The 26,984-nt window shown below is 66.2% G+C and carries 5 protein-coding genes and 2 pseudogenes; 6 read left to right on the forward strand and 1 reads right to left on the reverse strand.

Going from position 1 to position 26,984, the window contains the following annotated elements:
* The 5 genes and pseudogenes from ACIP98_RS32115 to ACIP98_RS32135 form a co-directional block, all read left to right on the forward strand.
* Positions 1-252: pseudogene (locus ACIP98_RS32115) on the forward strand (nuclear transport factor 2 family protein); the annotation flags it as partial.
* Positions 253-286: 34 nt separating this feature from the next.
* Positions 287-946, forward strand: a pseudogene (locus ACIP98_RS32120) (Mu transposase domain-containing protein); the annotation flags it as partial.
* Complete coding sequence (istB, locus tag ACIP98_RS32125) at positions 943-1,707, forward strand: IS21-like element helper ATPase IstB (RefSeq protein WP_319663752.1); 765 nt, start codon at positions 943-945, stop codon at positions 1,705-1,707. The pseudogene ACIP98_RS32120 and the gene istB, both read left to right, overlap by 4 nt.
* Before the next feature lie 1,390 nt (positions 1,708-3,097).
* Positions 3,098-21,718: an amino acid adenylation domain-containing protein gene (locus tag ACIP98_RS32130; protein WP_401979245.1), complete on the forward strand. Its 18,621-nt coding sequence runs from the start codon at positions 3,098-3,100 to the stop codon at positions 21,716-21,718.
* 224 nt (positions 21,719-21,942) lie between these two features.
* Entirely contained in the window at positions 21,943-24,093 is a 2,151-nt protein-coding gene (locus tag ACIP98_RS32135; protein WP_401979246.1) for an AMP-binding protein, read from the forward strand.
* Between the two features lie 408 nt (positions 24,094-24,501).
* On the opposite strand, the gene ACIP98_RS32140 is transcribed toward ACIP98_RS32135, so the two are convergent.
* Positions 24,502-25,131 carry a TetR/AcrR family transcriptional regulator gene (locus ACIP98_RS32140; protein WP_401979248.1) on the reverse strand — a complete coding sequence of 210 codons (630 nt, stop codon included), beginning with the start codon at positions 25,129-25,131 and terminating at the stop codon, positions 24,502-24,504.
* Between the two features lie 45 nt (positions 25,132-25,176).
* Here ACIP98_RS32140 and ACIP98_RS32145 point away from each other — a divergent pair, with 45 nt between their 5' ends.
* A complete protein-coding gene (locus tag ACIP98_RS32145) occupies positions 25,177-26,457 on the forward strand; it encodes an MFS transporter (RefSeq protein ID WP_401979250.1) in 1,281 nt (426 codons plus the stop codon).
* Positions 26,458-26,984: the final 527 nt, after the last annotated feature.

Here is a 26,984-nt window from a genome sequence, read left to right on the forward strand (position 1 = left end):
GTGAGTCACACCTTGTCCGTCGACAACGGCACTCTCGTCCGTGAATTCGTCGAGGCGTTCAATGCCAAGGACGCCGACCGCCTCGCCCCTTTCCTCCACCCCGACGTCGTCTTCCACAACTACGGCGACAGCGAAGTCCACGGCCGTGACGCCTTGGTCCAGGTCTGGCGGGGTGTCTTCCAGGCCTTCGAGCAGGTCAGGTTCGAAACGGTCCGCCAGGCCGTGAACGGCGACATCGTCATTGCGGAGCAGGTCCACGGCCTGGCCCTGCCCGGTGGACACCTGGCTCCGACGCCAGGTCGGCATCGTCCGGAACCACGTCCTCGCCGGGCGGGCCTTCTCCTCGATCGAGGAAATGAACGCTGCTTTCACCGCCTGGGTTCCGTTGCGGAGGGCAAAGGTCCATGGGACCCACGGTGAGGTCATCGGACACCGGGCCGTGCGCGACCACACCGCTCTCCGCCCACTGCCGGCGACCCCCTACGTGGTCACGCAGCGGCACCTGCGGCATGTCGGAAAGGACTGCCTGGTCGCCTTCGACGCCAACCTCTACTCGGTTCCCGCCCGCAGGGTCCGCCCTCGCCAGCTGGTGGAGGTCAGGGCAACGAAGTCCCAGATCACACTCCACTCCACCGTCCCCGACGCGACCGGCCAGACGCTGCTTGCCGCCCATCCCAGAGCAGTCGGCCGAGGCGCCCGCATCGTGGACGAGAGCCACTGGGACGGTCTGCCCACGGGCGCCGGCCGCCGCGTCACCACCGGGATCGACCTGCCCGCCCCTCGCCGCGGCCGACCTGCCGGGGAGCCGAACGGGCCACTGCAGGCTCTGCTGAACCGAGCCGCCGCCGCGAACGTCGAGGTCGGCCGCCGTCCGCTGTCGGTCTATGACGAACTGACCGGCACTCGCCCCTTCACCACCAACGCACCAACGAGGGAGGTCCGTTGAGCGAGCTGACCAGCAACCGCATCCGCGCCACCGCCGCCAAGCTCGGCCTGCCGCACCTGGCCGAAGCCCTCAACCAGTACATTCAGCGGGCTGACGAGGCCAAGATGGGCTATATCGATCTGATCGACCTGGTGCTCGCCGAGGAACTCGCAGTCCGTGACGACCGCCGATTCCGCAACGGGCTGCGTCTGTCGAAGCTGCCGCACCACAAGACGCTCGAGGAATACGACTTCTCTTTCCAGCCCGAACTCGACCCGCGCAAGGTCAGAAACCTGGCCGCCCTCTCCTTCGTCGAGGACAAGGCCAATGTCGCCCTGCTCGGGCCGCCGGGCAAGACACACATTGCCGTCGCTCTCGCGGTCGCGGCCTGCCGGGCCGGCTACTCGATCTACTTCACCAGCCTCGATGACATGGTCCGCCACCTCAAGGCCGCCGAGGACCAGGGCCGGCTAATGAGCAAGCTCACCGGCTACCTCCGTCCCGCCGTTCTCGTGGTCGACGAAGTGGGCTACCAGCCGCTGGAACGAGCCGAAGCGAACCTGGTTTTCCAGGTCGTCTCCAAGCGCTACGAAAAGGGCTCCATCATCCTGACCTCGAACAAGACCTTCGGCGAGTGGGGCCAGGTCTTCGGCGACGAGGTCCTGGCCACCGCGATCCTCGACCGCCTCCTGCACCACTGCGAGGTCGTCCCGATCAACGGCAACAGCTACCGACTCAAGAACCGCCTGCAAGCCAACCAGCGAGACACCGACGTGGCCTGAGCCATGGTGCAGACAACTTCGTACTCGATGGTGCACTCAGACGAGTACGCGGACACCCGTGGTGGGATGTGTGGTTCCGCCCGTGGACACATGCCGCTCGGTTACGGCCAGTCGGGTCGGCCGCCGGTCCTGATGGTCGTGCCGGGGTACTCACGGAGTAATCACAGCCTCGATGCCGCTGTCCCGGTCGGCAAGTGACCTGATCGACGGTCATCGGCGCCTGCTGGCCGACAACTCGGCAGTGGCCTCCCGGACACTTGTCCGGTGCAACGAGCCGGGCGTTCGCAAGGGGAAGCTGAAGCGCGAGTCCCTAGCGTTCGCGGGCCTGCCTGCCGACAGGGTCCATCTCTGCCAGCCCTGCGGTCCGGAGGAGAAAGGCCTGGTCGAGCGGGGGAACGGATATCTGGAGACCAACTTCCAACCTGGCTCGGGCTGCAGCAGGCGAGGCGGAAGATGCGACAGCGCTTGTGGGCGGCCATTCGGCGTTCACCGGGATATGGGAGGCCCGCGTGCGCCCGGTTCAGTGGGCCTTGCCAAGAGGTGAGTTCTCGGTGGTGCGGGCGTCGGGGCGGCGTGGTGAAGGTGCCGCCGACGCCGATCCGGTCCCACGTGGTGAGCATGCCGTCCACCACCATGTGCTCCACGTCCGGCTCGCGCAAGGCCCGGGTCGCCCCGCACGCACGGTGGGCCAGGAGATCGGTGACCGCTCCCACGTAGGCGTGGGCGTTGCCACTGGTTCGGCAGCCGGCCTTGCAGCGGCGGTCACTCTCCCGGGTGGCGGTCAGCATCGTCACCCACTCAACCAGCGCACGAGTCAAGTCCCAGCCGGGAGGGCGTCGACAACGAGGTCTTTCGCCTGCAGAGTTGAGACGCCAAACATCTCGCTCAACCACCGAGGAGTCCAGGCCGTTCTGCACCGATCTCCGACCAGCCAGCCGTCACCCCGCGGTGGCCCCACTGAGAAGGCCCCTTGATCGTCTATGCCAGCAAGATTGGCACTCTGCTTCTATGTGCCTTGATCTTGGGTACATTAAATTTTTGATTGCTTTTCATGTGATGTTGCAGGCGTCTCACTGGTAGGTTCCGCTCCGTCATAGGTGCATTCGCAGGAGGATCTGGGCGCTTTGGTGCGTGCCCCTCGCCCATGAATGAGTGTCATTCTCCTCCCAGTGGGCGATGTTTTGGCATCTGCCTCACTGCCGGAGCCGCGGCCTGATGGCGTCTCCTTTATCCACTGTATCTCGGGCAGTACGGCTGATCCGAAGCGCGTGGTAATTGACCATACTGCCGTGATTGACAGACTCTCTTCCGGATGATGTCGGCTCGGATTATCAGCCGCGGGGACACCCCCGGACGCTCAGGATGACGACTCGTACGACGAAGGATGACCGTGACATTCGACGAATTTCTCATTCTGGCCTCCGATTCCGGGGTCACCTTCCTGCTCGACGGCGAGCGTCTCACGTTCAGGGCCCCGAAAGGGGCGATGACTGAGTCGTTGCGGGCGGCCGTTGCGGTGCACCGAGCGGAGTTGATCGCGCTGCTGCAAGCACAGGCCGAGAACGGCACGGTCCTGCCGATTGCCAGCGATGTGAGCGAGGCCGATCGCAGGCTGCTCTCCAGCGGGCAGCAGCGGCTGTGGCTGATCGACCAAATGAGCGGACCGAGCCCGCAGTACAACCTGCACTTCCGGCTGCGTTGGAGCGGCGCCTTGGACCGGGATGCTCTGTCCGGGAGCCTGCACGACCTGATCGCCCGGCATTCGTCCTTGCGGACCCGGTTCACCAGCACCGCGACCGGACCGGAAGCAGTAGTGGATCCGGTTCCGAACGATGTCGGACTTGAGTACGTGGACCTGCGCGGACTTGCAGCCGGGGCAGGCCCGGACGGCCTGGAACAAACCCTCGCAAGGATTTTGCACGATCACCAGCAGACCCCGTTTGACCTGGGGCAGGGGCCGCTGCTGCGGGTGGTGGTCATTACCCTCCTTGACGACGAGTACATCGTTTCGGTGACTCAGCACCACATCATCTCGGACGGCTGGTCGATCACGGTCTTCCTGGCCGAGCTGACCGACGGGTACCGGGCCCGGTCGGTCGCGCAGGACGCCACCGAAAGGGTGGCCCCTGCCCTGGAGTACGCCCACCATGTCCGCCACGAGAACCGGTCGCGGGACGAGCCGGTTCACCGTGACCGCCTGACCTGGTGGCGCAACCATCTGAGCGACGTGCCGGTCCTCGACCTGCCATTCGAACCGGACTTCGGATCCGACGCACCCTCCCCGCCGTACGCGGGCGGCGTGCACGCCTTCACCGTCCCGGCCGGGTTGACCGGCCGACTGAACGACTTGGCCGCCCGGAATGGTTGCACTTTGTATGCGGTTCTGCTCACGGCGTGGGCGATCGTGTTGCACCGGCTCAGCAGTCAGGAGCATTTCGTGGTCGGCACGGTGGCCAGTGGCCGCGACGAAATTGCCCTGCAGAAGGTGATCGGGTTCTTTGCCAATACGGTGGCCTTGCGCTGCGACCTGACCGGTGCTCCGAGTGTCACCGAGGCAATCGCCCGGATGCAGGCCGAGAGTGCTGCTGCGTCCCAGCACGAGATGCCGTTCGGGGATGTCGTGGCGGCCGTGGGCCCGTTCGCTACCGGACGCGGTAGCGGCCTCAACCCCTTGGTGCAGGCGGCGTTCGTCTTCGAGAACATACCGGTGCAGACCGTCCGCGGCCTCGGTGGGGACGCCACCGTCACCCTCGAGACCCGAATCGACGGCGCGGTCGAGGGCACGGCCAAGTTCGACCTTTCCCTGATCATGACCCGAACCGGGGCCAATCTGAGCGGCCTGCTGGAGTTCTCCACTGCCCGCCTCGGGACCGAGGCTGCGGCCCGGATCGGTGACTGCCTTCTCACACTGCTGGACAGCATGGTCACTGACCCGGACTCCCCGGTCGGGGCACTGCAGTTGCTGAATCAGGCACAGCTGACCCAGGTGACGACAGGCTTCAATGTGTCGGGGGTTGCGGGTGGGCCGGTGGTGCCGGTGACGTTGACGGAGTTGTTTGCGGTGCGGGTTGCTGCGGATCCGGATGCTGTTGCTGTGGTTGATGGGGGTTGTTCCCTGTCGTATGGGGAGTTGTATGTGCGGGCGAGTCGGTTGGCTCATGTGTTGCGTTCGGCTGGTGTGGGGCCGGATGTGTTGGTGGGGGTGTGTGCTGAGCGTGGTGTGGATTTGGTGGTTGCTGTTCTGGGGGTGTTGAAGGCTGGTGGTGCGTATGTGCCGTTGGATCCTTCGTATCCGGTGGAGCGGTTGGCGTTCATGCTGCAGGACAGTGCTCCGCGGGTGGTGGTGACGGCGGGGGTTGCTGCTCGTGAGGTGATGGACGGGTTGGGTGATGTGGGTCGTCCGGTGGTTGATCTGGCTGGTCTTGCTTCGGGTGTGGGGGTGTTCGCGGGTCTGCCGGAGGGTGGTCCGGTGGGTGTGGGGCTGCGTCCGGAGCATTTGGCGTATGTGATCTATACGTCGGGTTCGACGGGTGTTCCGAAGGGGGTGATGGTTGAGCATCGGCAGGTGACCAGGTTGTTCGCGGCGACGGATGCGTGGTTCGGGTTCGGTCCGGATGATGTGTGGGCTCTGGCGCATTCGTATGCGTTCGACTTCGCCGTGTGGGAGTTGTGGGGTGCGCTGCTGCATGGTGGGCGGTTGGTGGTGGTGCCGGCTGATGTGGTGCGCTCGCCTGAGGAGTTGTATGCGTTGGTGTGTTCTGAGGGTGTGACGGTGTTGAATCAGACGCCGTCCGCGTTCGGTCCGCTGATGCGAGCCCAGTCGGCCTCGGAGTTCGAGCACCGTCTCCGCTTTGTGATCTTCGGTGGTGAGGCGCTGGATGTGGGGATGCTGCGGCCGTGGTTTGCCCGGAATGCGGGTGCGGGCACGCGTCTGGTGAACATGTACGGGATCACTGAGACGACGGTGCATGTGACGTACCAGCCGGTGTCGGCGGCGGATGTCGAGTGCGGTGGTGCCAGTCTGATCGGGGTGCCGATTCCTGATCTTCGGGTGTATGTGCTGGATGCGTATGGTCGTCCGGCGCCGGTCGGGGTGACGGGGGAGTTGTATGTCGGTGGTGCTGGGGTGGCGCGGGGGTATTTGAACCGGCCGGAGCTTACGGCGGAGCGGTTCGTCGAGGATCCGTTTGTGGCGGGTGGTCGGTTGTACCGTTCGGGTGACCTGGGGCGGTGGCGGCCTGACGGGTCGCTTGAGTACCTGGGGCGTAGTGATTTCCAGGTGAAGATTCGTGGTTTCCGGATCGAGTTGGGTGAGATCGAGGCCCGGTTGCTGGAGCATGACGGGATCCGGGAAGCGGTGGTCCTGGCTCGGGAAGACACGCCGGGCGACCAGCGCCTCGTCGCCTACTACGTCCCCAACACCACTACCGTAACCGGCCTCGGGGTCCACTTGGGGACAGACGCCGGCACTGGTGTGGGCTTGGACGAGTTGTGGGCAGGGCTGGCGGTGACGCTTCCGGACTACATGATCCCGGCGGCCTTCGTCGCCCTGGACGCCCTCCCACTGACGCCGAACGGCAAGCTCGACCGGCTGGCTCTGCCCGCGCCGGACGGTGCGGCTTATACCTCGCGCCGGTACGAGGCGCCGTCCGGTGTACTTGAGACGATGCTGGCTGAGGTGTGGTCGCAGGTCCTGGGCGTGGACCGGGTGGGGCGGTTCGACAACTTCTTCGAGCTGGGTGGACATTCGCTGCTGGCGGTGTTGTTGGTGGAGCGGTTGCGTGAGCGCGGGGCTGTCGCCGATGTTCGGACCCTTTTCGGGAACCCCACGGTGCAGGCGCTGGCCGGTGCGATCGAGGGTGACAGTGGTGGTATGGCCGTGGTGGTGCCGCCGTCGCTGATCCCGGACAGGGCGACGATGATCACTCCGGAGATGCTGCCGCTGGTTTCTCTGTCGCAGGAACAGATCGACCGGGTGGCAGGTTCGGTGCCGGGTGGGATGTCAAACATTCAGGACATCTACCCCTTGGCGCCGTTGCAGGAGGGCATGCTCTTTCACCATCTGATGGGCGGCGAGGGGGACGCCTATCTGATCACAAGCATGACGGCCTTCCCTTCCGAGCAGAGACTGACCGCGTTCCTCAGCGCTCTTCAGCAGGTGGTAGACCGGCACGACGTTCTGCGGACCTCGATATTCTGGGCCGGTCTCCCTGCTCCGGTGCAGGTGGTCTGGCGTCAGGCCGAACTCCCTGTCGAGTACCTGGATCGGGACACCTCGGAAGAGAGCGTCGCCGGGCTGGACACGGCCGGATGGCTGCGGGCCCGGTTCGATCCCCGGCATTGCCGACTGGACCTGAGCCGGGCTCCGTTCCTGCAGGTAGGTGTGACCTTCGATGCTGAACAGCACCGGTGGCTCGCGATTGTGATGATGCACCACCTGGTAGGCGATCACAGCACGTTGCGTGTCATGCGACGCGAGGTGCAGGCCCATCTGGACGGTCAGGCGCACAGGTTGCCTGAACCGGTCCCCTACCGGGAAGTCGTGGCCCAGGCGCGGTTGGGAGTGTCCGAGACAGAGCACGAGGAGTTCTTCACCACACTGCTCGGGGACGTCGACGAGCCGACCGCTCCGTTCGACGTGCTGGAGGAACACAGCGATGGTTCAGGGCTGAAGGACGCCGCAGCGGTCCTTGACGCCGATGTGGCCTTGCGGCTGCGGCAGCAGGCCCGTCGGCTCGGCATCGGTACGGCCGGGTTGTTCCATCTGGCCTGGGCCCAGGTCCTGGCCCGGGTCACCGGTCGGGACGACGTGGTGTTCGGCACGGTGCTGTCAGGGCGGACTCAGGGGACAACTGGAGCCGAACGGGGGATGGGGCTGTTCATCAACACTCTGCCGGTTCGGATCACGCTCGACGGGCTGAGTGTGGAGGCTGCAGCCCGGCACGCCCACGGCATCCTCACGAGGTTGCTGCGGCACGAGCATGCTCCGCTGTCGCTGGCGTTGCGTTGCAGCGCAGTCGTTGCTCCGGCTCCCTTGTTCACCACTCTGCTCAACTACCGGCGCAGCCCACAGTCCCAGACCGCGCTCGAGGAAGCGACCGAGAGCTGGACGGATTCAGCGACTGGGCTGGAGACCGAGGCGGTAGGCGGTGACGCCGAGGGCGGTGCGACCTTCCCGATCACCGTGTCGGTCGACGACGACGGCATCGGGTTCCGGTTCCGGGCACAAGTCGACGACTCCCTCGACCCGGCCCGCGTCTGCGCTCTCATGGTCACCGCCCTAGAACGGTTGTCGGAGGCTCTGGTGCGGACACCGGACCGTCGGGCTGGGGCTCTCGACATACTTCCGGCCGCCGAACGGGCGCGTGTGGTGGACGAGTTCAACGCGACTGATCTTGATCTGCTCACTCCTCGCGGCCTGGAGGCGGGGGTGACGGTGCATGAACTCTTCGAGATGCAGGTTGCCCGGACACCGGACGCCGTCGCGGTCAGTGACGAGACCGGGACCTGGTCCTACGCGGACCTGAACGCACGGGCCGAGCGAATTGCCAGACGTCTGCGGGCGAGTGGCGCCCGGCCCGGCGTGGTGGTCGGCGTCTGTGCCGAGCGAGGAAAGGATCTGGCTGCCGGGCTGCTGGCTGTGCTGAAGTCGGGCGCGGCGTACCTGCCGTTGGACCCAGGCTTGCCTTCGGACCGGCTGCGGCACATGCTGAGCGATGCCGCTCCGATTGCAGTCCTGACCACTGGGGGGAACACGCACTCCCTGATGTGTGCGTTGGTCGGTGACGGGAGTGGCACCGGGGTGCCGGTGTACGAGCTCGGGGCGGATGCCCAGGCTGGAATGCCGACGGCCGAATCCGCCGGCGGGTTGCGTTGTTCCGATGGCGCGACCGGTTCGGATCTGGCATATGTGATGTACACGTCCGGCTCCACGGGAGTGCCCAAGGGCGTGATGGTCGAGCACCGGTCGGTTGTCAACCACCTGTTGTGGGCCCAGCATGAGCACCGCCTCGACGCCGACGATGTGGTTCTACAGAAGACACCGTTCGGCTTCGACATCTCAGTAGGGGAGTTCTTCTGGCCGCTCGCGGTCGGGGCCCGGCTGGTGATGGCCAGCCCCGGCGGCCATCAGGAGCCTGCCTATCTTGAAGAGGTGATCCAGCGTGAGCAGATCACCACACTGAACTTCGTGCCCTCGATGTTGGGGGTGTTCCTGGATCATCTTGAACGGCTCGGCTATCCGCATACCATGAACGCGATCGCCCCGGTCCGGGTTCTGGCCTGCGGTGAAGCACTTCCCGCGGCCGTGGTGCGGCGGTTCCATCAACTCCTGCCCAAAACCCAACTACACAACCTGTACGGCCCTACCGAGGCAACCGTCGAGGTGACCACATGGTTCTGTGCGCCCGGTGATATTCCAGGAACGGTCCCGATCGGGCGACCGGGAGCCAACACCCGTATGTACGTCCTGGATGCTGTTGGACGGCCCGCTCCCGTCGGAGCCGCCGGAGAGTTGTTCATTGGTGGTGTCCAGGTCGCCCGTGGGTATTTGAACCGACCTGAGCTCACGGCCGAGCGATTCGTCCCCGACCCTTTCACCAGTGGTGGGAACCGGCTCTACCGCACTGGTGACCTGGTCCGTTGGCGCTCTGATGGGTCGCTGGAGTTCTTGGGACGTAATGATTTCCAGGTGAAAATCCGTGGTTTCCGCATCGAGCTGGGCGAGATCGAGGCACGGCTGGCCGACCATCCCGGAGTCGGCGAGGTCGTGGTCCTCGCTCGGGAAGACGCCCCGGGCGACCAGCGCCTCGTCGCGTACTACGTTCCCACCCCCCAGGACGGAGCGTCGGACGACGGCACGGCGGCAGACCTCTCGGTGACCGACTTGCGGAACCATCTGCGCACCACACTGCCGGAATACATGATCCCGGCGGCCTTCGTTCGCCTGGACTCCCTGCCCCTGACGGTCAACGGGAAGGCCGACCGTGCGGCCCTGCCTGCCCCTACCGGTGATGCTGTCACGGCCTACGGTTACGAACCACCGGCGCTCGGTCTGGAGTCCGTCGTGGCCGAGGTCTGGTCGCAGAGCCTGGGAGTGGACCGGGTCGGACGATTCAACAATTTCTACGAGTTGGGCGGGCATTCGCTGCTAGCGGTGTCGTTGGTGGAGCGGCTGCGTGAACGGGGCGTGCACACCGATGTCCGGGCTTTGCTAGCCCATCCGACGGTGGCGGGTCTGGCCATGGTGGTGGACACAGGGAGCGGCCGGGACACGGGGTTGCTTCCTGCGAGTGGCATTCCCGCCGGGGCGAGCGCCATCACGCCGTCCATGGTGTCTTTGGTGTCGCTCTCCCAGGAGCAGATCGACCAAATCGTGGCCACCGTCCCCGGGGGTACCGCGAATGTACAGGATCTGTACCCGTTGACGCCGTTGCAGGAAGGACTGCTTTTTCATCACTTGCTTGGTCGTGACGGCACGAACGGCGGTGATGCCTATCTTGTCTCGGAATTGTTGTCGTTCCGGGAGCGGAAGCGACTCGACGAGTTCGTCGCGGCGCTTCAATCGGTGGTGGATCGGCATGACGTCTTGCGGACGTCGATGCGCTGGGAGGGTCTGCCCGTACCGGTTCAGGTGGTGCACCGAAATGCGGAGCTTCCGGTCGAGGAAATCGATCTGAGCGGTGTCCCGGCGGGCCGGCTGATCAGTGAGCTGCAGGTGCGTTTCGACTCACGTGTGTACCCACTCGATGTGACACGAGCGCCGTTGATGCGCGTCTGTGTGACCTTCGACCCGTCCGGGGAGCGTTGGCTGGCACTGATCGTGCTTCATCACCTTGTCGGTGACCACGGCGGACTGGCGGTGATGCGTGAGGAGGTCGGTGCGATATTGGCGGGTCACGGAGAAGACCTGCCACTTCCAGTGCCGTACCGGGAGTTTGTGGCACAGGCCGTGCTCGGGGTTTCGGCCGCCGAGCACGAGGAGTTTTTCACCGATCTACTGCGTGGGGTCGACCGGCCTACCGTTCCGTTCGGCTTGCTCGATGTCCACGGCAGCGACGACGTTCGCGAGGCTGTTGTGCATCTCGGCTCGGAGTCGGCTCTCAGTCTGCGCGAGTCGGCTCGTCGACTGGGCGCGAGCACTGCCAGTGTCTTCCATCTGGCCTGGGCCCAGGTTCTGGCCCGGTTGACCGGCCAGGACGACGTGGTGTTCGGGACCGTCCTGTTCGGCCGCGCGCACGGTGGGGCTGGTGCGGAGCGAGGACTGGGCCTGTTCATCAATACCTTGCCGGTGCGAGTCGAGGTCGGCTCGAGCGGGGCCGCCGACGCGGTGGCGCGGATGCACCGGTTGCTGATCGACCTGTTGACCCACGAGCATGCGTCGCTGGCCCTGGCTCAGCGGGCCAGTTCCGTTCCGCCGTCCGAGCCATTGTTCACCTCACTGCTGAACTACCGTCACGGCGCTAAACCGTCATCCGCACCGGGTGCCAGCCGCTCGCCCGAGCTCTCGGAGGATCCGTGGGACGGTGCGGAGCTGCTGAGTACTGCTGGGCGGACCAGCTATCCGCTGACTGTGTCGGTGGATGATCTGGGAGAGGACTTCGCTCTCACGGTCCAAATTGCCGGGCATGTCGTGGGTGCTGATCCCGCCAGGGTAGTGGCGATGCTGTGCACCGCGCTGGAGCGGCTGACCGACATGTTGATGCGGCCGACTCCGGCCACGGTCGCAGCCCTCGACGTGCTCCCTGCCGCCGAACATGACCTTCTGACCACGGTGTTCAATGTGTCGGGGGTTGCGGGTGGGCCGGTGGTGCCGGTGACGTTGACGGAGTTGTTTGCGGTGCGGGTTGCTGCGGATCCGGATGCTGTTGCTGTGGTTGATGGGGGTTGTTCCCTGTCGTATGGGGAGTTGTATGTGCGGGCGAGTCGGTTGGCTCATGTGTTGCGTTCGGCTGGTGTGGGGCCGGATGTGTTGGTGGGGGTGTGTGCTGAGCGTGGTGTGGATTTGGTGGTTGCTGTTCTGGGGGTGTTGAAGGCTGGTGGTGCGTATGTGCCGTTGGATCCTTCGTATCCGGTGGAGCGGTTGGCGTTCATGCTGCAGGACAGTGCTCCGCGGGTGGTGGTGACGGCGGGGGTTGCTGCTCGTGAGGTGATGGACGGGTTGGGTGATGTGGGTCGTCCGGTGGTTGATCTGGCTGGTCTTGCTTCGGGTGTTGGGGTGTTCGCGGGTCTGCCGGAGGGTGGTCCGGTGGGTGTGGGGCTGCGTCCGGAGCATTTGGCGTATGTGATCTATACGTCGGGTTCGACGGGTGTTCCGAAGGGGGTGATGGTTGAGCATCGGCAGGTGACCAGGTTGTTCGCGGCGACGGATGCGTGGTTCGGGTTCGGTCCGGATGATGTGTGGGCTCTGGCGCATTCGTATGCGTTCGACTTCGCCGTGTGGGAGTTGTGGGGTGCGCTGCTGCATGGTGGGCGGTTGGTGGTGGTGCCGGCTGATGTGGTGCGCTCGCCTGAGGAGTTGTATGCGTTGGTGTGTTCTGAGGGTGTGACGGTGTTGAATCAGACGCCGTCCGCGTTCGGTCCGCTGATGCGAGCCCAGTCGGCCTCGGAGTTCGAGCACCGTCTCCGCTTTGTGATCTTCGGTGGTGAGGCGCTGGATGTGGGGATGCTGCGGCCGTGGTTTGCCCGGAATGCGGGTGCGGGCACGCGTCTGGTGAACATGTACGGGATCACTGAGACGACGGTGCATGTGACGTACCAGCCGGTGTCGGCGGCGGATGTCGAGTGCGGTGGTGCCAGTCTGATCGGGGTGCCGATTCCTGATCTTCGGGTGTATGTGCTGGATGCGTATGGTCGTCCGGCGCCGGTCGGGGTGACGGGGGAGTTGTATGTCGGTGGTGCTGGGGTGGCGCGGGGGTATTTGAACCGGCCGGAGCTTACGGCGGAGCGGTTCGTCGAGGATCCGTTTGTGGCGGGTGGTCGGTTGTACCGTTCGGGTGACCTGGGGCGGTGGCGGCCTGACGGGTCGCTTGAGTACCTGGGGCGTAGTGATTTCCAGGTGAAGATTCGTGGTTTCCGGATCGAGTTGGGTGAGATCGAGGCCCGGTTGCTGGAGCATGACGGGATCCGGGAAGCGGTGGTCCTGGCTCGGGAAGACACGCCGGGCGACCAGCGCCTCGTCGCCTACTACGTCCCCAACACCACCACCGGAACGACGACCTCGCCGGGGATACCCCCGGCGCCGATCACGGCTGAGCAACTGCGGGCGCTCCTCAGCCGGAGTCTGCCCGATCACATGCTGCCAGCGGCCTTCGTCGCCCTGGACGCCCTCCCACTGACAGTGAACGGCAAGCTCGACCGGCTGGCTCTACCCGCTCCCGACGACGACGCCTACAACTCCCGCGAGTTCCAGGCCCCACGTGGTATTTTCGAGACCATCGTGGCCGATGTCTGGTCGCAGGTCCTGGGTGTGGACCAGGTCGGTCGGCACGACAACTTCTTCGAACTTGGTGGGCACTCTCTGCGCGCCATCACCGTGGTCGAGCGGTTGCGGGAACGCGGTCTGAACGCCGATGTCCGGACCGTTTTCGCCAGTCCCACCATCGAGGTCCTGGCCGCCGCGATCGAGGCAGGCACAGGCTCCGGTGCGGTCGTCATCCCCGCCAACCCGATCACTTCCGACACTACCGTGATCACCCCGGACCTTCTGCCGCTGGTGACCCTGACCCAGGAGCAGATCGACCACGTGGTGGCGGGCGTCCCGGGCGGGGTGGGCAACATACAGGACGTGTACCCGCTCGCGCCGCTGCAGGAGGCGATCCTCTTCCATCACCTGCTGGCCACCGAAGGTGACGCCTTCCTGGTTTCGGCGCTGATCGCCGTCGACTCCTCGGACCTGCGGCAACAGGTTATAGAGGCGATGCGGGTGGTGATCGGCCGGCACGACACCCTGCGCACCTCACTGGTCTGGGAAGGAGTACCCCAGCCGGTCCAGGTAGTGTGGCGGCACGCTCCACTGGTGGTGGAGGAGATCGACCTCGATGCCGAATCGGAACTGGACGCCGCCCAGCAGTTGCGTGCCCGGGTCGATCCGCGTCACTTCCGGCTCGATCTGGGCCAAGCCCCGCTGGTCCGGCTGTCGACCGCTTACGACCCGGGCACCGGACGCTGGCTGATACTGATTCTGCTGCACCTGATCACGGGCGACGGCACCGTCCTGAACCTGATACGTGACGAAGTCGCGCAGGTCCTGGTCGGTCGCCAGGGCACTCTGCCGATGATGCTGCCCTACCGTGAGGTCGTCGCCCAGACCGTCCTCGGCGTCTCCGCTCAGGAACACGAGCGGTTCTTCCGGCAACTGCTTGCCGGGGTGGAGGAACCCACGACCCCGTTCGGGCTGACGGACGTCTACGGCAACGGCGGTGGCATCAGCGAGATCCGCACCCGACTGGAGGCCGGTCTCTCCCAGGCGGTCCGGGATCAGGCCCGCCGCTTCGGTGTCTCCACTCCGAGCCTGTTCCACCAGGCCTGGGGCCAGGTGCTCGCCCAGGTCACCAGCCATACCGACGTCGTCTTCGGCACAGTCCTGTCCGGCCGGATGGTCGACGAGTCCGGTGTCGACCAAGGCGTACGTACCTTCATGAACACCCTGCCGGTCCGGATCACCATCGACGCTCGGCCGGTCGAGATCGGCATCCGCGAGACGCACCAGCTCCTGATCGACCTGATGAGGCACGAGCACGCCCCGCTCGCGCTGGCCCAGCGCAGTAGCGCCATCCCAGCCCCGACCCCGCTGTTCACGAGCCTGTTCAACTACCGGCGGCAGCGGGACTCCGCTGCGCCCCACCTGTCCGGCCTGGACGCCACTGCGCTTTCCGGCGTCGACTTCGTCGACATCGAGGACCGGAACAACTACCCGCTGACCGTGTCCGTCGACGACCTGGGCGGCGGGTTCACCCTGACTGTCCAGGTCGACGACACCGTCGACCCGGCCCGGATCGCCGAGCTGCTGCGGACAGCCCTCCATCAACTGGTGTCCGCGTTGGCTGACGAACCCTCCCGGCCGGTGAATAGGATCGACGTCCTGCCTGCCGCGGAGCGCGACACACTGCTCCACGAGTTCAACGCCACCGCCGTGCCCTTCGACGAGGACGCGACGGCCCATGAGCTGTTCGAGGCACAGGTGCGGGCAACCCCGGACGCGGTCGCGGTGGTGCATGGGGACACCGTCCTCACTTACGCCGAGCTGAACATCCGGGCCAACCGCATCGCGCACCGGCTACGCTCCCTCGGCGTCGTCCCGGACCGCCGGGTCGGGATCTGCGCCGGACGCAGCCCGGAGACGCTGATCGCGATGATGGCCGTACTCAAGGCCGGCGGAGCATACGTTCCCCTGGACCCGGCATACCCGGCCGAGCGGTTGCGGCACATGCTCACCGACAGCGAACCGGTCGCGGTCCTCGTCCATGGCCTGGCCGCCCGTGCCCGCCTACGTGAACTCGGTCCAGACGCCAGCATGCCCGTGATCGACCTGACAGAACCCTTCGAGGCAGGTACGGACGCGGTGAACGGCGCCGGGGAGGCATCCGGAGACGAGGGCGAACTCGACACCGACCCCGTGCCGTTCGGACTCACTTCCCGGCACCTGGCCTACGTGATGTACACCTCGGGCTCCACCGGGGTGCCCAAGGGCGTCATGATCGAGCACCGCGGCCTGGTCAACCTGATCGGCTGGACCCTGAACTCGTACAGTGAGCAGGCCCTTTCCCGGATGCTCTTCGCAACGTCGATCAGCTTCGACCTGTCCGTGTTCCAGTTGTTCCCGACTCTGTCCGCCGGCGGCTGTGTGGTGGTCGTCGAGGACGCCACCAGTCTGGTCACCGAGGAAGTCGACGTCTCCCTGATCAACACCGTGCCCTCGGCAATGGCCCTGCTGGTCGACTCCCGCGCCGTACCGCCGATGGTGCGCACCGTCGACCTGGGGGGTGAGGTGCTGCCGCGCGAGCTGGTCGAGCGGGTCTTCGCCGAGACCGCGATCGAGGAGGTCTACAACACCTACGGACCGACCGAGACGACCGTCAACGCGACCTGGACGCTGATGCGCCGCGAGGACGGCTTTGTCACCCATATCGGCCGTCCGATGGATAACACTCAGGTCTACATCCTCGACGAGCAGGGCCGGCCGGCCCCTATCGGCGTGCCCGGAGAGATGTTCATTGGCGGCGCAGGGGTGGCCCGCGGCTATCTGAACCGGCCCGAGCTGACGGCTGAGCGGTTCGTTCCCGACCCGTTCGCGCCCCGGCCCGCCGGTCGCCCCGAACCCCGGATGTACCGGACTGGCGACCGAGCCCGGTGGCAGCCCGACGGAACCGTTGAATTCCTCGGCCGCAACGATTTCCAGGTCAAGATCCGCGGGTTCCGGATCGAACTCGGTGAGATCGAGGCCCGCCTGCTCGAGCACGCCCTGGTCCGAGAAAGCGTCGTAGTGGCACGGGAGGACACCTCCGGCGACAAGCGGTTGGTCGCCTACTACGTGGCCGACGCCCACAGCGCCGACGGTCCGGCCGACGACGACGTCGAGATCTTGCGGGAACACGTGGCCGCGAAGCTCCCCGGACACATGGTCCCGGCCGCCTTCGTGCGCCTGGACGAATTCCCGCTGACCGTGAATGGGAAACTGGACCGCCGGGCCCTGCCGTCCCCGGATGGCAATGCCTACGTCACCCGCTGCTTCGAGGCCCCGGTGGGCGAGACCGAGACCGCGCTCGCGGAACTGTGGCATGGGATCCTGCCCGGCCCCGAAGGCGCGCAACCAGTCGGCCGGTACGACAACTTCTTCGAGCTCGGCGGACATTCGCTGCTGGCGGTTTCGCTGGTCGAGCGGATGCGCGAACGCGGCCTGGTCAGCGACGTGCGGACGCTCTTCGCCCAGCCCACCGTGGCCGCTCTAGCAGCGGCGATCGACGCCGGGTCCGAGGTCGATGCCGTCGCCATCCCGGCAAACCTGATCCCGCCCGGCGCCAGCCTGATCACCCCGGCCATGCTGCCGCTGGTCACGCTCTCGCCCGAGCAGATTGACCTCGTGGTCCGGTCCGTGCCCGGCGGCGCGCCCGCCGTTCAGGACATCTACCCACTCGGGCCGCTGCAGGAAGGGATCCTCTTCCATCACCTGCTCGGTGGCGAGGGAGACGCCTACCTCCTGTCCAGTCTGATGACGTTCGGGTCCCGCTCACTTGTGGACCGGTTCACGGCGGCACTGCAGGTGGTGATGGACCGGCACGACATCCTGCGTTCCGCGGTCGTCCACGACGGTCTGCCCGAGGCGGTCCAAGTGGTGCGGCGAAGCGTGGAACTCCCGGTGGAAGAAGTGATTCTGGACGCCGACCCGGGGCGGGACGCTTCCCAGCAGCTGCGAGACAGGTTCGATCCGCAGTACTACCGGCTGGACCTGCGCCAAGGGCCGCCGTTGCGGCTCGCGCTGGCCAAGGAACCGGTATCCGGGCGTTGGCTCGTTCTGGTCCTGCTGCACCACTTCGCCGGTGACCACAGCGCTCTGGACGTCATCCGCCAGGAGGTGGAAGCCATCCTCAGGGGGCACGAGGCAGACCTCCAGGAGCCGGTGCCCTACCGGAACGTCGTCGCCCAGGCCCGGCTCGGTGTCTCCGCGGCCGAGCACGAGGAGTTCTTCAGCGGCCTGCTGGGCGATGTGGACGAGCCGACCGCCCCGTTCGGCCTCATCGACATCCACGGCACCGGCGGCAACATCGACCAGGCTGTGCGCCGGCTCGGCCCCGGCACCGCCCGGCAGGTACGGGAGGTGGCCCGACGGTTCGGTGTGACGCCGGCCAGCCTGTTCCACCTGGCCTGGGCCCAGGTCCTGGCCCGCACCACTGGCCGGGACGATGTCGTCTTCGGCACCGTCCTGTTCGGGCGGACCCAGGGCGCGGCCGGAGCCGAACGGGGAGTGGGCCTGTTCGTCAACACCCTGCCGGTCCGGTTCACGCTCGGCACGACCTCGGTCGGATCGGGGGTCGGGCAGATGCACGAGGGGCTCCGGGATCTCCTGCGCCATGAGCACGCGTCACTGGCATTGGCTCAGCGGTGCAGCGCCGTGCCGGTGTCGAGCCCGCTGTTCACCAGCCTGCTCAACTACCGGCACCAAAGCCGGTCCGCCTGGGCCGAGTCGGACTCGGGAGTCTGGGCGGATGTCGAACTGCTCGGGGGAGAGGACCGGACTAACTATCCGGTGGCGATGTCGGTCGACGACGCCGGCGAGCAGGGCTTTCGCCTCACCGCCCAGATTCCCCGGAGCGCGGCCGATTCTGTCGATCCGGCCGCCGTGTGCGCCATGCTGGAGACGGCCTTGAGCGGGCTGGTTCAGGCCCTGGGCGAGGATCCGCAGCAGCTGGTTGCCGACATTGAGGTATTGACCCGGGCCGAACGGGACATGCTCATCTATGGACACAACTCTGGCGCGACCGTCGGTCCGGCTCGCACCTTGACCGGGGTGTTCGCCGCGCAGGTCGCCGCCACCCCGGCCGCCGTGGCTGTCGTGCACGCAGGGCGACAACTGACCTACGCCGAGCTGGATGCGCGGGCGAACCGGGTTGCTCATGGGTTGCGTTCGGCCGGGGTGGGTCCGGATGTGCTGGTGGCGGTGTGTGCCGAGCGTGGTCTGGATCTGGTGGTAGCTCTTCTCGGGGTGCTGAAGGCCGGGGGCGCGTACGTGCCGTTGGACCCGGGCTACCCGTTGGACCGGTTGGCGTACATGCTCACCGACAGTTCTCCCCGAGTCGTGGTGACGGCGGGGGCGACCGCTCGTGCGGTGGTGGACGCGCTCGGCAGCGGGAGCCGGCCGGTGCTCGACCTGGATGAACTCGACTCCGGCCGCGGGGTATTTGCTGGTCTGCCGGAATCCGCTCCGCTGGGGGTGGGATTGCGTCCGGATCATCTGGCCTACGTGATTTACACGTCGGGGTCGACCGGAGTGCCGAAGGGGGTGATGGTCGAGCACGCCTCTATCGCGAACCAGGCACTGTGCTTGAGCGCGGCAACGGGTGCGAATACAAGCGATGTCGTACTCGCACGCACGTCGGTGAGTTTCGACGCGGCTGGGAATGAGATATGGATGCCGCTGGCAAGCGGTGCCGCGATATCCATGGCTTCCGTCGAGGAGGCCCAGGATCTCGAGCGGTTGGGGGCCCACATCGCGGACCGTGGTGTGACGATCGCGCTGCTCGTTACTTCCATCCTTGCCGCGCTTCCGACGACTGAGCGGCCGGGCGGACTCCGCCTTGTTCTCTCAGGAGGCGAGGCTCTGCCCGCGACTCTGGCATCCCGCATCGCCAAGGCGTGGGATGTTCCGTTGATCAATCTCTACGGTCCGACCGAAGTGACGATCCATGGCACCTGTGGACACTGGGATGCCCGGAGCGAGGGTGATTCAACGGTGCCGATCGGGCATCCCGTATGGAACACCCGCGCATTCGTGCTCGACGCCACGCTGCGGCCGGTTCCAGTTGGTGTGGCGGGTGAGCTGTACCTGTCGGGTATCCAGGTCGGCCGGGGTTATCTGGGCCGGCCCGGTCTGACGGCGGAGCGCTTCGTTGCGAACCCCTTCAGCAGCAACGGCGAGCGGATGTACCGCACCGGCGACCTCGTCCGCTGGCATACGGACGGGCAACTGGAGTACCTGGGCCGCACCGACGACCAGGTCAAAATCCGAGGCTTCCGCATCGAGCCGGCCGAGATTCAAGCCGCCGTTGCCGCCTATCCGGCGGTGGCACAGGCTGCTGTGATCGTCCGAGAGGACACGCCCGGAGACAAGCGGCTCGTCGTCTACCTCATCCCCGACGCTGGCGCCATCGTGGACACTGAGGCCCTGCGCACATACCTGTCCCAGACACTGCCGCCCTATATGCTCCCCTCCGCGATCGTGGTTCTCGACGGTCTTCCGCTGACGGCGAATGAAAAGCTCGATCGGCGTGCGCTGCCGGCGCCGGAGTACACCACCCATGGATACGAAGCGCCGGACGGTCCGGTGGAGACCGCTCTGGCTCAGGTCTGGGCTGAGGTCCTGGGACTCAAGCGGGTCGGCCGCCACGACAGCTTCTTCGAACTGGGCGGGCACTCGCTGCTTGCCATGCGCGCTCTGGCCTTGGGGGAGCAGGCCGGGATGACCGTCTCGCTCACCGAACTGTTCGCCCGGCCCACCGTCGCCGCCCTGGCTTCGCGGATGGCCTCTGCTAAGACCGGTTCGTTCCCCTCTCCCGCCACCGACCCGGAAGCTGGGAATGCAGGCGCACCGTTGGACAGCGGCACACGCGAGCATGCGGCCGGGGACGCCGCGGTCGCTCTCCGGACCGGCCGCAGTGGTCCGCCGTTGTTCCTAACCCACGACGGCTTCGGTCATTTGTTCTACGGTCGGGCACTGCTGCCCTACCTGGACGACGTGACGCCCGTCTACGCCCTGCCGATCGATCCCCGCGGACCGTCGGGACCTCGGACCGTTTCGGGAATGGCCGCCCGGATGATCCGGATGATCCGCCGGGTGCAGCCGTCCGGGCCGTACCGGCTGGCTGGCTACTCTTTCGGAGGCACGCTCGCCCACGAGATCGCCACCCAGCTGCTCGGAGACGACGAAACGGTGGAGTTTCTCGGGCTGTTCGACACCTACGTCCGCGTGGACGCAGCGGCCGAGGATGTCACCGTGGAAGACCTTCTGCGCCGGGAGATCCTGCGCACGGCGGAAGCACAAGGGCCGGACGATCAGGCCGGGCTGCTCGCGGTCTCCGATTTCGCGGCGCTGGTGGAGATCGCGAAGGAACAGCAACTACTCTCGCCGGAACTGACCATGGCCGACGCCCAGGTGATGGTGGAGACACTTAGACTGTCCGAGTCGGCAACAGCGGAGCACGTGGTGCAGGCCAACGGCATCCGGGTACATCTGTTCACTGCCGCCGACGACCGGTCTACCCCGAACGGTGAGGCTGGCGAGCACCGTGGCTGGGCTGCCGTCCTCCCGGCCGCCGAACTCCAGGTGATCCCGGTCGCGGGCACGCACTGGACGATGTTCGAGACTTCCAACGTCAAGTCTGTCGGGGAAGAACTCGCGGCCGCACTGCGAGAGGCACGGAACCGGACGCCTGCGAACCAATTGCTTACCGGCGCCGAATTCACTCCGCTCGTCACCCTGCAGCAGGGCAGATCTCGGCAGGCGACTCCACTGTTCGCAGTCCCAGGAGCCGGGGCCGGCGTCGTCGGTTTCACCGATCTGTGTGACGCTCTTGGCCGCGACCAGCCTGTCCATGGGCTACAGGCCCGCGGACTGGACGGTCTGCTGCTTCCGCACACCAGTATTAGGGCCGCCGTCGACAGTAACCTCGAAGCGCTGGAACGGATCCATCCGTCCGGGCCGGTGCATCTGTTGGGCCATTCGTTCGGCGGCTGGATCGCCTTCGAGATGGCCGGACGACTGCGGGAGACCGGGCGGGCGGTGGCGTCGTTGACCCTGCTCGACAGTGACCCGCCGGACTCACGGGGAGCGGAGCCGAAGGAGTACGGCCACAGCGATGTGTTGGCCAACTGGGTCAGGATCTTCGAGATGACCGTGGAGCAGCCGCTCGGCATCACGTCCGCGCAGCTCGCCGCGGAGCCGGACCCTGCCACGAGACTGACCCTAATTCATGAGCGGTTGGTCCACTTCGGTCTGCTCCCGACCCGGACTACCCCGGACGTACTCCGCGGTCCGCTCACGGTGTTCGCGTCCGCGCTGCGCACTCCCTATACGCCACAGGCGCCTTATCCGGGTCCCGTCAGCCTGGGCCAGGCCGACGACTCGGGGGCCGACGACGCCACGAATCGCCGGTTCAAGGACGCCACTGCCGACGGGTGGCGCCAATGGGCCCCGGAACTGTCGGTGTTCGACCTACCGGGAACCCACATGACGATTCTCAAGCCACCAAACGCCACAGTCCTGGGAACCCGTCTCCTCACGGCATTCGCTTCACGCTGAGGCGACCGGGCCTGATCACCCAACGAATTCACCTGCGACGAAAGGACCATCACGATGCGTCGGTGGCATGGGTGGATCCGTCCCTGAACTGCGTATTCACACAATAGTCAACATATTCGACAAGATTTCGGCATTCCGAGGCAGCCGGAATTCAGTCGGAGGTGCTGCTCGAGGGTTACCACCCCGCGTCGCTCCGCCGGTCGATCACGAGGAGAATATTCCGTATGGGCGTCAAATCGCCGCCATCCTGTCCGAGTTTCGCAACGCTGGTAGAAGCGGTGCGCTGGTGGAGTCAGAACGAACCGGACCGGCCGTCGTTCGTCTTCCTGCCCGACGGCCTGAGCGAGTCGGCGCGACTCAGTTACGCCCAGCTCGACCGTGAGGCACGCAAAGTCGCTGCCCGGCTCAGCACCTCGGCCCACCCCGGTGACCGGGCCCTGCTGTGCTTTGCACCGGGACCGGACTTCGTTGTCGGATTCCTAGGGTGTTTGTACGCCGGTGTGATCGCGGTCCCAGTCAACCCGCCACAGAGCTCCCGCCACCTCGGTCGGCTGGCCGGCATCGCCGACGACTGCGGCGCGGCGGTAGTCCTGGGCGACGCGACGACCCTGGCCACGCTGTGGGCGGACTCGTCGGAGCAGGAACCGGCGCTGCCGCGTCTGCCGGTGTTCATGGTGGACACAACGGGTCTTGGCGACCCTGATGTCGACTGGCAACCGGGGCCGATCGTTCCGTCCGACATTGCGTTCCTGCAGTACACCTCGGGATCCACGGCTGCCCCGAAGGGTGTGATGGTGGCGCACGACAACCTCGCCGCCAACGTACGCATGCTCAGTGTCACCTTCGGCATGCACACGGACTCGGTCGTTGTGAGCTGGCTGCCGACTCACCACGACATGGGGCTGATCGGCAGTACGCTGATGCCGATCTGGTACGGACATCTCACCGTACAGATGCCGCCGATGGTCTTCCTACGAGACCCGATACGCTGGCTGCGAGTCGTCTCTCAGTACCGGGCCACCCTCACCCTCGCACCGAACTTCGCTTACGAGATCGTCGCCCGAACTGCGACGCCGGAGCGGATCGCCGGACTCGACCTCACCTGCCTGGAAGGGGCTGGGAACGGGGCGGAGCCGATCCGGACCAGCACGCTGGACCTGTTCAGTCGGAGTCTCGAGCCAACCGGGTTCCGTCGCTCCTCGTTCTTTACCTGCTACGGCCTGGCCGAGGCCACCCTTATCGTCTCCGGCCGTCGCCTCATTGGCCCTGACCAGCACGACGCCGTCATGTTGGACCGCGATGGTCTGCAGGCAGGCAAGGTGATCCTGGCCGATTCTGACCCGCGCGCCCTACCCGTGGTCAGCTGCGGTCTGCCACGGTGGCCGCAGACCGTCGCGATCGTCGAGCCGGAGACCGGGCGGGAGTGCTCGCCGGACGAGATCGGCGAGATATGGCTGTCCGGTCCGCACGTCGCCCGTGGCTACTGGAACAGTCCGCAAGCCACGGCCGAGTCGTTCGGCGCGACGCTCCCCGGTTACAAGGGCACCTTCCTACGTACCGGTGACCTAGGCTTCGTTTACCAGGGCGACCTGTTCGTCAGCGGTCGGCAGAAGGACCTGGTGATCATCTTCGGTCGCAAACACTACCCGCAGGACATCGAGACCACTGTCGCCAGGCACCGGCAAGTCAGGCCGAGCGGATGCGTGGCGTTCTCACTCGAGCGCGGTAACTCGGAGGGTGTGGGCATCGTGGCCGAGATCGTCGGCCGCCATCAGCGCGACGACCTCGTCCCTCTGGCCGAGGCGATCGCCCAGGACGTCCGGCGCGAGCACGACGTCAGTGCCTTCCAAGTCGTTCTGGTCAGACCTGGCTCGCTGCCGAAGACGTCAAGCGGGAAGGTTCGCCGCCGCTACACCCGGGACCTCCTGCTCCAGGGCGAGCTGGCTGAGATCCTCCGCTGGCCGGCCCGTTCTCGGGCCAGTGACGAGTCGGCCGTACACGAGGGGTCGGCCTATTCTGCCGACGGCCAGCGGCTGCCCCTGGCCGTGCCCGGGCCGGCCCGTCTACCGCGCACGGTGGACGACGTCCTGGAATTCGTCCGGTCCGAAGTCGCAGCAGTCATGGAACTTGACGTGTCCGCCGTGGAGACGGCTACTCCGATGGGAAACATCGGACTTGACTCGCTCGGCATGACTCTGCTACGCACCAGACTCTTTGAGATCACCGGAGTCACCCTGGCGATCGAATCGCTGCGGGACCAGACCCCTCATGACGTAGCCCAGAATATTTTTCGTACAACGATGGCGCGGGCCATCAGCCGTAGTGTCAGCCCGGAACCCCAGGACGATGGCTCGTACGACCAAGGGGCACTCTGATGTGTGGATCACGTCGTGACTCGGGCTGGTCCCCATACTGCTACCAGTCTGGGGGCGTCGCGACGCCCGCAGCTCGAGGCCAGTGGCCACGACGAAGGAGGCGTACCAGTGGCCGAGGCTGTCCCGGTTCGTTGTTGTACGGACGTGGGGTGGTCGGGCAGGTCGCGGGACCACACCACCGTCAGGGCGAGGCCGCCCGCGAGGTGCCAGCGCCTGTCCCTGAGCCGGAAACCCCGGGTGGTTAGCTCAGCGTCAAGTCGGCCTTGACGCGGGGCATCCCGGCGCCGCTGCCGCATGGGCAGCGGCGCCGGGATGTCCTTCTCACCCCGTTGCGTGAGGGGGGCCTGGCCGCTGCTGTTCTCGGTCAGGCCGCCTGGCCGTCGCTGCTGAAGGACTCCTGCCGCAACTTCACTCGGTTCCGGGAAATCCTGAGTTCGTAGACGGGGCGAATAGGTATCGGTCCATCATGAGTGCGGCCTCGGCGAGGATCTCGGGGTCGCCTTGAGCGCTCTCGCGGAAGGCAATGTCGAGCAGGTTGCCCCCGACTTCCACGGCTAGTCGAGCGCGTCGCCGGAATAGCTCGGTGTCCGGCATCGCGTAGCCCCGGACGAGTGCCTTGTGGACCCGCTCGGCAATGTCCCGGTCCGTTTGCTGACCGGCCGCACGCAGCGTGGCAATACGTGGTCCGTGGTACCAGACGCGGCGATAGCCTGGCTCCTTGCGGAACCGGTCCGCGTAGGCGGCGAGCAGCTTCTGCAGCAACTCCAGCGAGCTCTGGGGCAAGGTCTCTTCGGTGATCCGCTCGGCAGTCTGCACGTCCATCTGGAACCAGCGGTGAACCAGGGAGGCGACGATTGCTTCCTTGTCGGCGAAGTACCGGTAGAGCACACCGACCGATACTCCCGCTTCGGCGGCGATCAGCTTGGTACCCAGTTCGTCGTAGTGAGTCGTCTCCAGCAATGTGGCCGTCGCCTCAAGGATGCGGACCACCTTCTCCCGGCTGCGCTGCTGCTGTGGTTTGCGGACCTGCTCACTCATCTGACCCCCTTGACACCTTCCAAAACCAGAACCAGAGTCCAGTTCATGCTATTCGACAGGGAGATACCCCGCACACGGCTCGGGTCTAGATTCAACCGGGTTTGGGCCTCGGTCACCGTGTCCAGCCTCGGTGACGGCATGAAATTCGTCGCTCTGCCGCTCCTCGCGGCACAACTGACCTCCGATCCACGGCAGATCGCGATGGTGTCCCTGGCGGAGCAACTACCCTGGCTGCTCCTCGGACTGCCCTCTGGTGTTCTGGCGGACCGCTTCGATCGCCGCCGCATCCTGTGGCTCGTCGACGCGGCCCGGGCCTTGCTTGTCGGAATGCTTGCCGTGGCGGTGGCCGCCGGCATCGTGGCGATTCCGCTCCTGACGCTCGTCGCCTTCCTGCTCGGCTGTGGGCAGACGCTCTACAGTGGCGCCTGGGCCGGCATGGTCCCTGCACTGGTTGCGCCCGGCGCACTCACACGGGCCAACGCCCGTCTGCAGGCCAGCTCCCTGATCATCGACACCCTGGCGGGAACGCCGCTGGGCGCGGTGCTGTTCGGCATCGCCGCCGCGCTCCCCTTCATCGTCGACTCGCTGTCCTTCGCCACCGCTGCAGTACTGGTATTCATCCTCCGCGGGAACTTCGAGCCCCGATCCCAAGCTGCATCAAAGATGTGGACGACCCTGCGCCGTGACACGACCGAGGGCATCCGCTGGCTCTGGCGGCAGCATCTGCTGCGCCGTCTCTGCCTGACATCCGGGATCACTAACCTCGTCAGCGGGGGTCTGATCGCCATCCTGGTGCTCTACGCCCGGCAAACCCTTGGGCTGAGCAACCTGGGCTTCGCTCTATTGGTCGCCTCCTTCGCGCTCGGCGGGGTTGCCGGGGCAACGTCTACCCCGCGCCTCACCGCACACTTCGGCGCTCCGCGGCTCCTCAAACTGACCACCGCGGGAACTGCCATCGCGGCCGCAATCGCAGGCACGGCGACCTCAGGCCCTATAGCTGGCATGGGTATCGCCGCGTACGGAACAGCGAATCTGGCATGGAACGTCACCGCGGTATCACTGCGCCAGTCACTCGTGCCTGCCGAACTACTTGGCCGCGTCGCAATGGCTTACCAAATGGTCATCGGCAGCGGCACCGCACTGGGTGCTGTGGCAGCGGGTTTTACGGCCCATGCGTTCGGACTGCGCGCCCCCTTCTACGCAGGGGCCGTCCTCCTGTTCGCCGCCAGCTTGATCAGCACACGATCGAGCGAGAAGACCGGACTGCCTTTCCCCAGCGGGACGGCCGTCACTTCGGGCGCAGGCCACACGACCCGATCTTCATGAGCGGGCGACGCGGAGACCCGGCAGAGCGGCCACACGAAGGCTCCGCCTCGAGTGGCCACAGGCGACCGCGTGATCGCCGATGAAGTAGCCGCAGTCATCTGTGCGTGACGGCCTCCCGCAGGTCGTGCTCCCGCTCCGCCAGCAGGGCGGCGGCCAGTGGCGGTCCTGTCGCCGAAGCAGCGGAACCCGGTACCTTTACCGGCCCACGCGGCCGCCGCCACCTGGTCGGTGGTGACGCTGTCCATCCTGTTTTCGGCGAACAGTCCGGCCGGCGCTTCGAGGATCGTGGCGCGGTTAGGCGCGGCGTCCGCCCGTTTCCCGCAGCGGCCAAGGCTGCTCCGGGGCGCCGGCCACGTGCCCACGCGCGGCGGGGTCGAAGTGCCGCCACACCCTGGAGACATGTGGGTTGAACCCCTGCGAGGGTGGCGCCGAGTAGACGCCCAGCCTCGTCGCACCAGGATCGACTGGGCCGGCCAGGTCAAGCGATTACTGACCGAGGACTACCCCGACGCCGAGACCGTGGTGCT

Origin of the sequence: Streptomyces sp. NPDC088354, from assembly GCF_044753585.1 — a bacterium.
Taxonomy (GTDB): domain Bacteria; phylum Actinomycetota; class Actinomycetes; order Streptomycetales; family Streptomycetaceae; genus Actinacidiphila.

Excerpts from the sequence above, each read along its gene's own strand:
- ACIP98_RS32135 (WP_401979246.1), top strand. The coding sequence starts at position 21,943 with ATGGGCGTCAAATCGCCGCCATCCTGTCCGAGTTTCGCAACGCTGGTA.
- ACIP98_RS32140 (WP_401979248.1), bottom strand. The coding sequence starts at position 25,131 with ATGAGTGAGCAGGTCCGCAAACCACAGCAGCAGCGCAGCCGGGAGAAG.
- ACIP98_RS32145 (WP_401979250.1), top strand. The coding sequence starts at position 25,177 with ATGCTATTCGACAGGGAGATACCCCGCACACGGCTCGGGTCTAGATTC.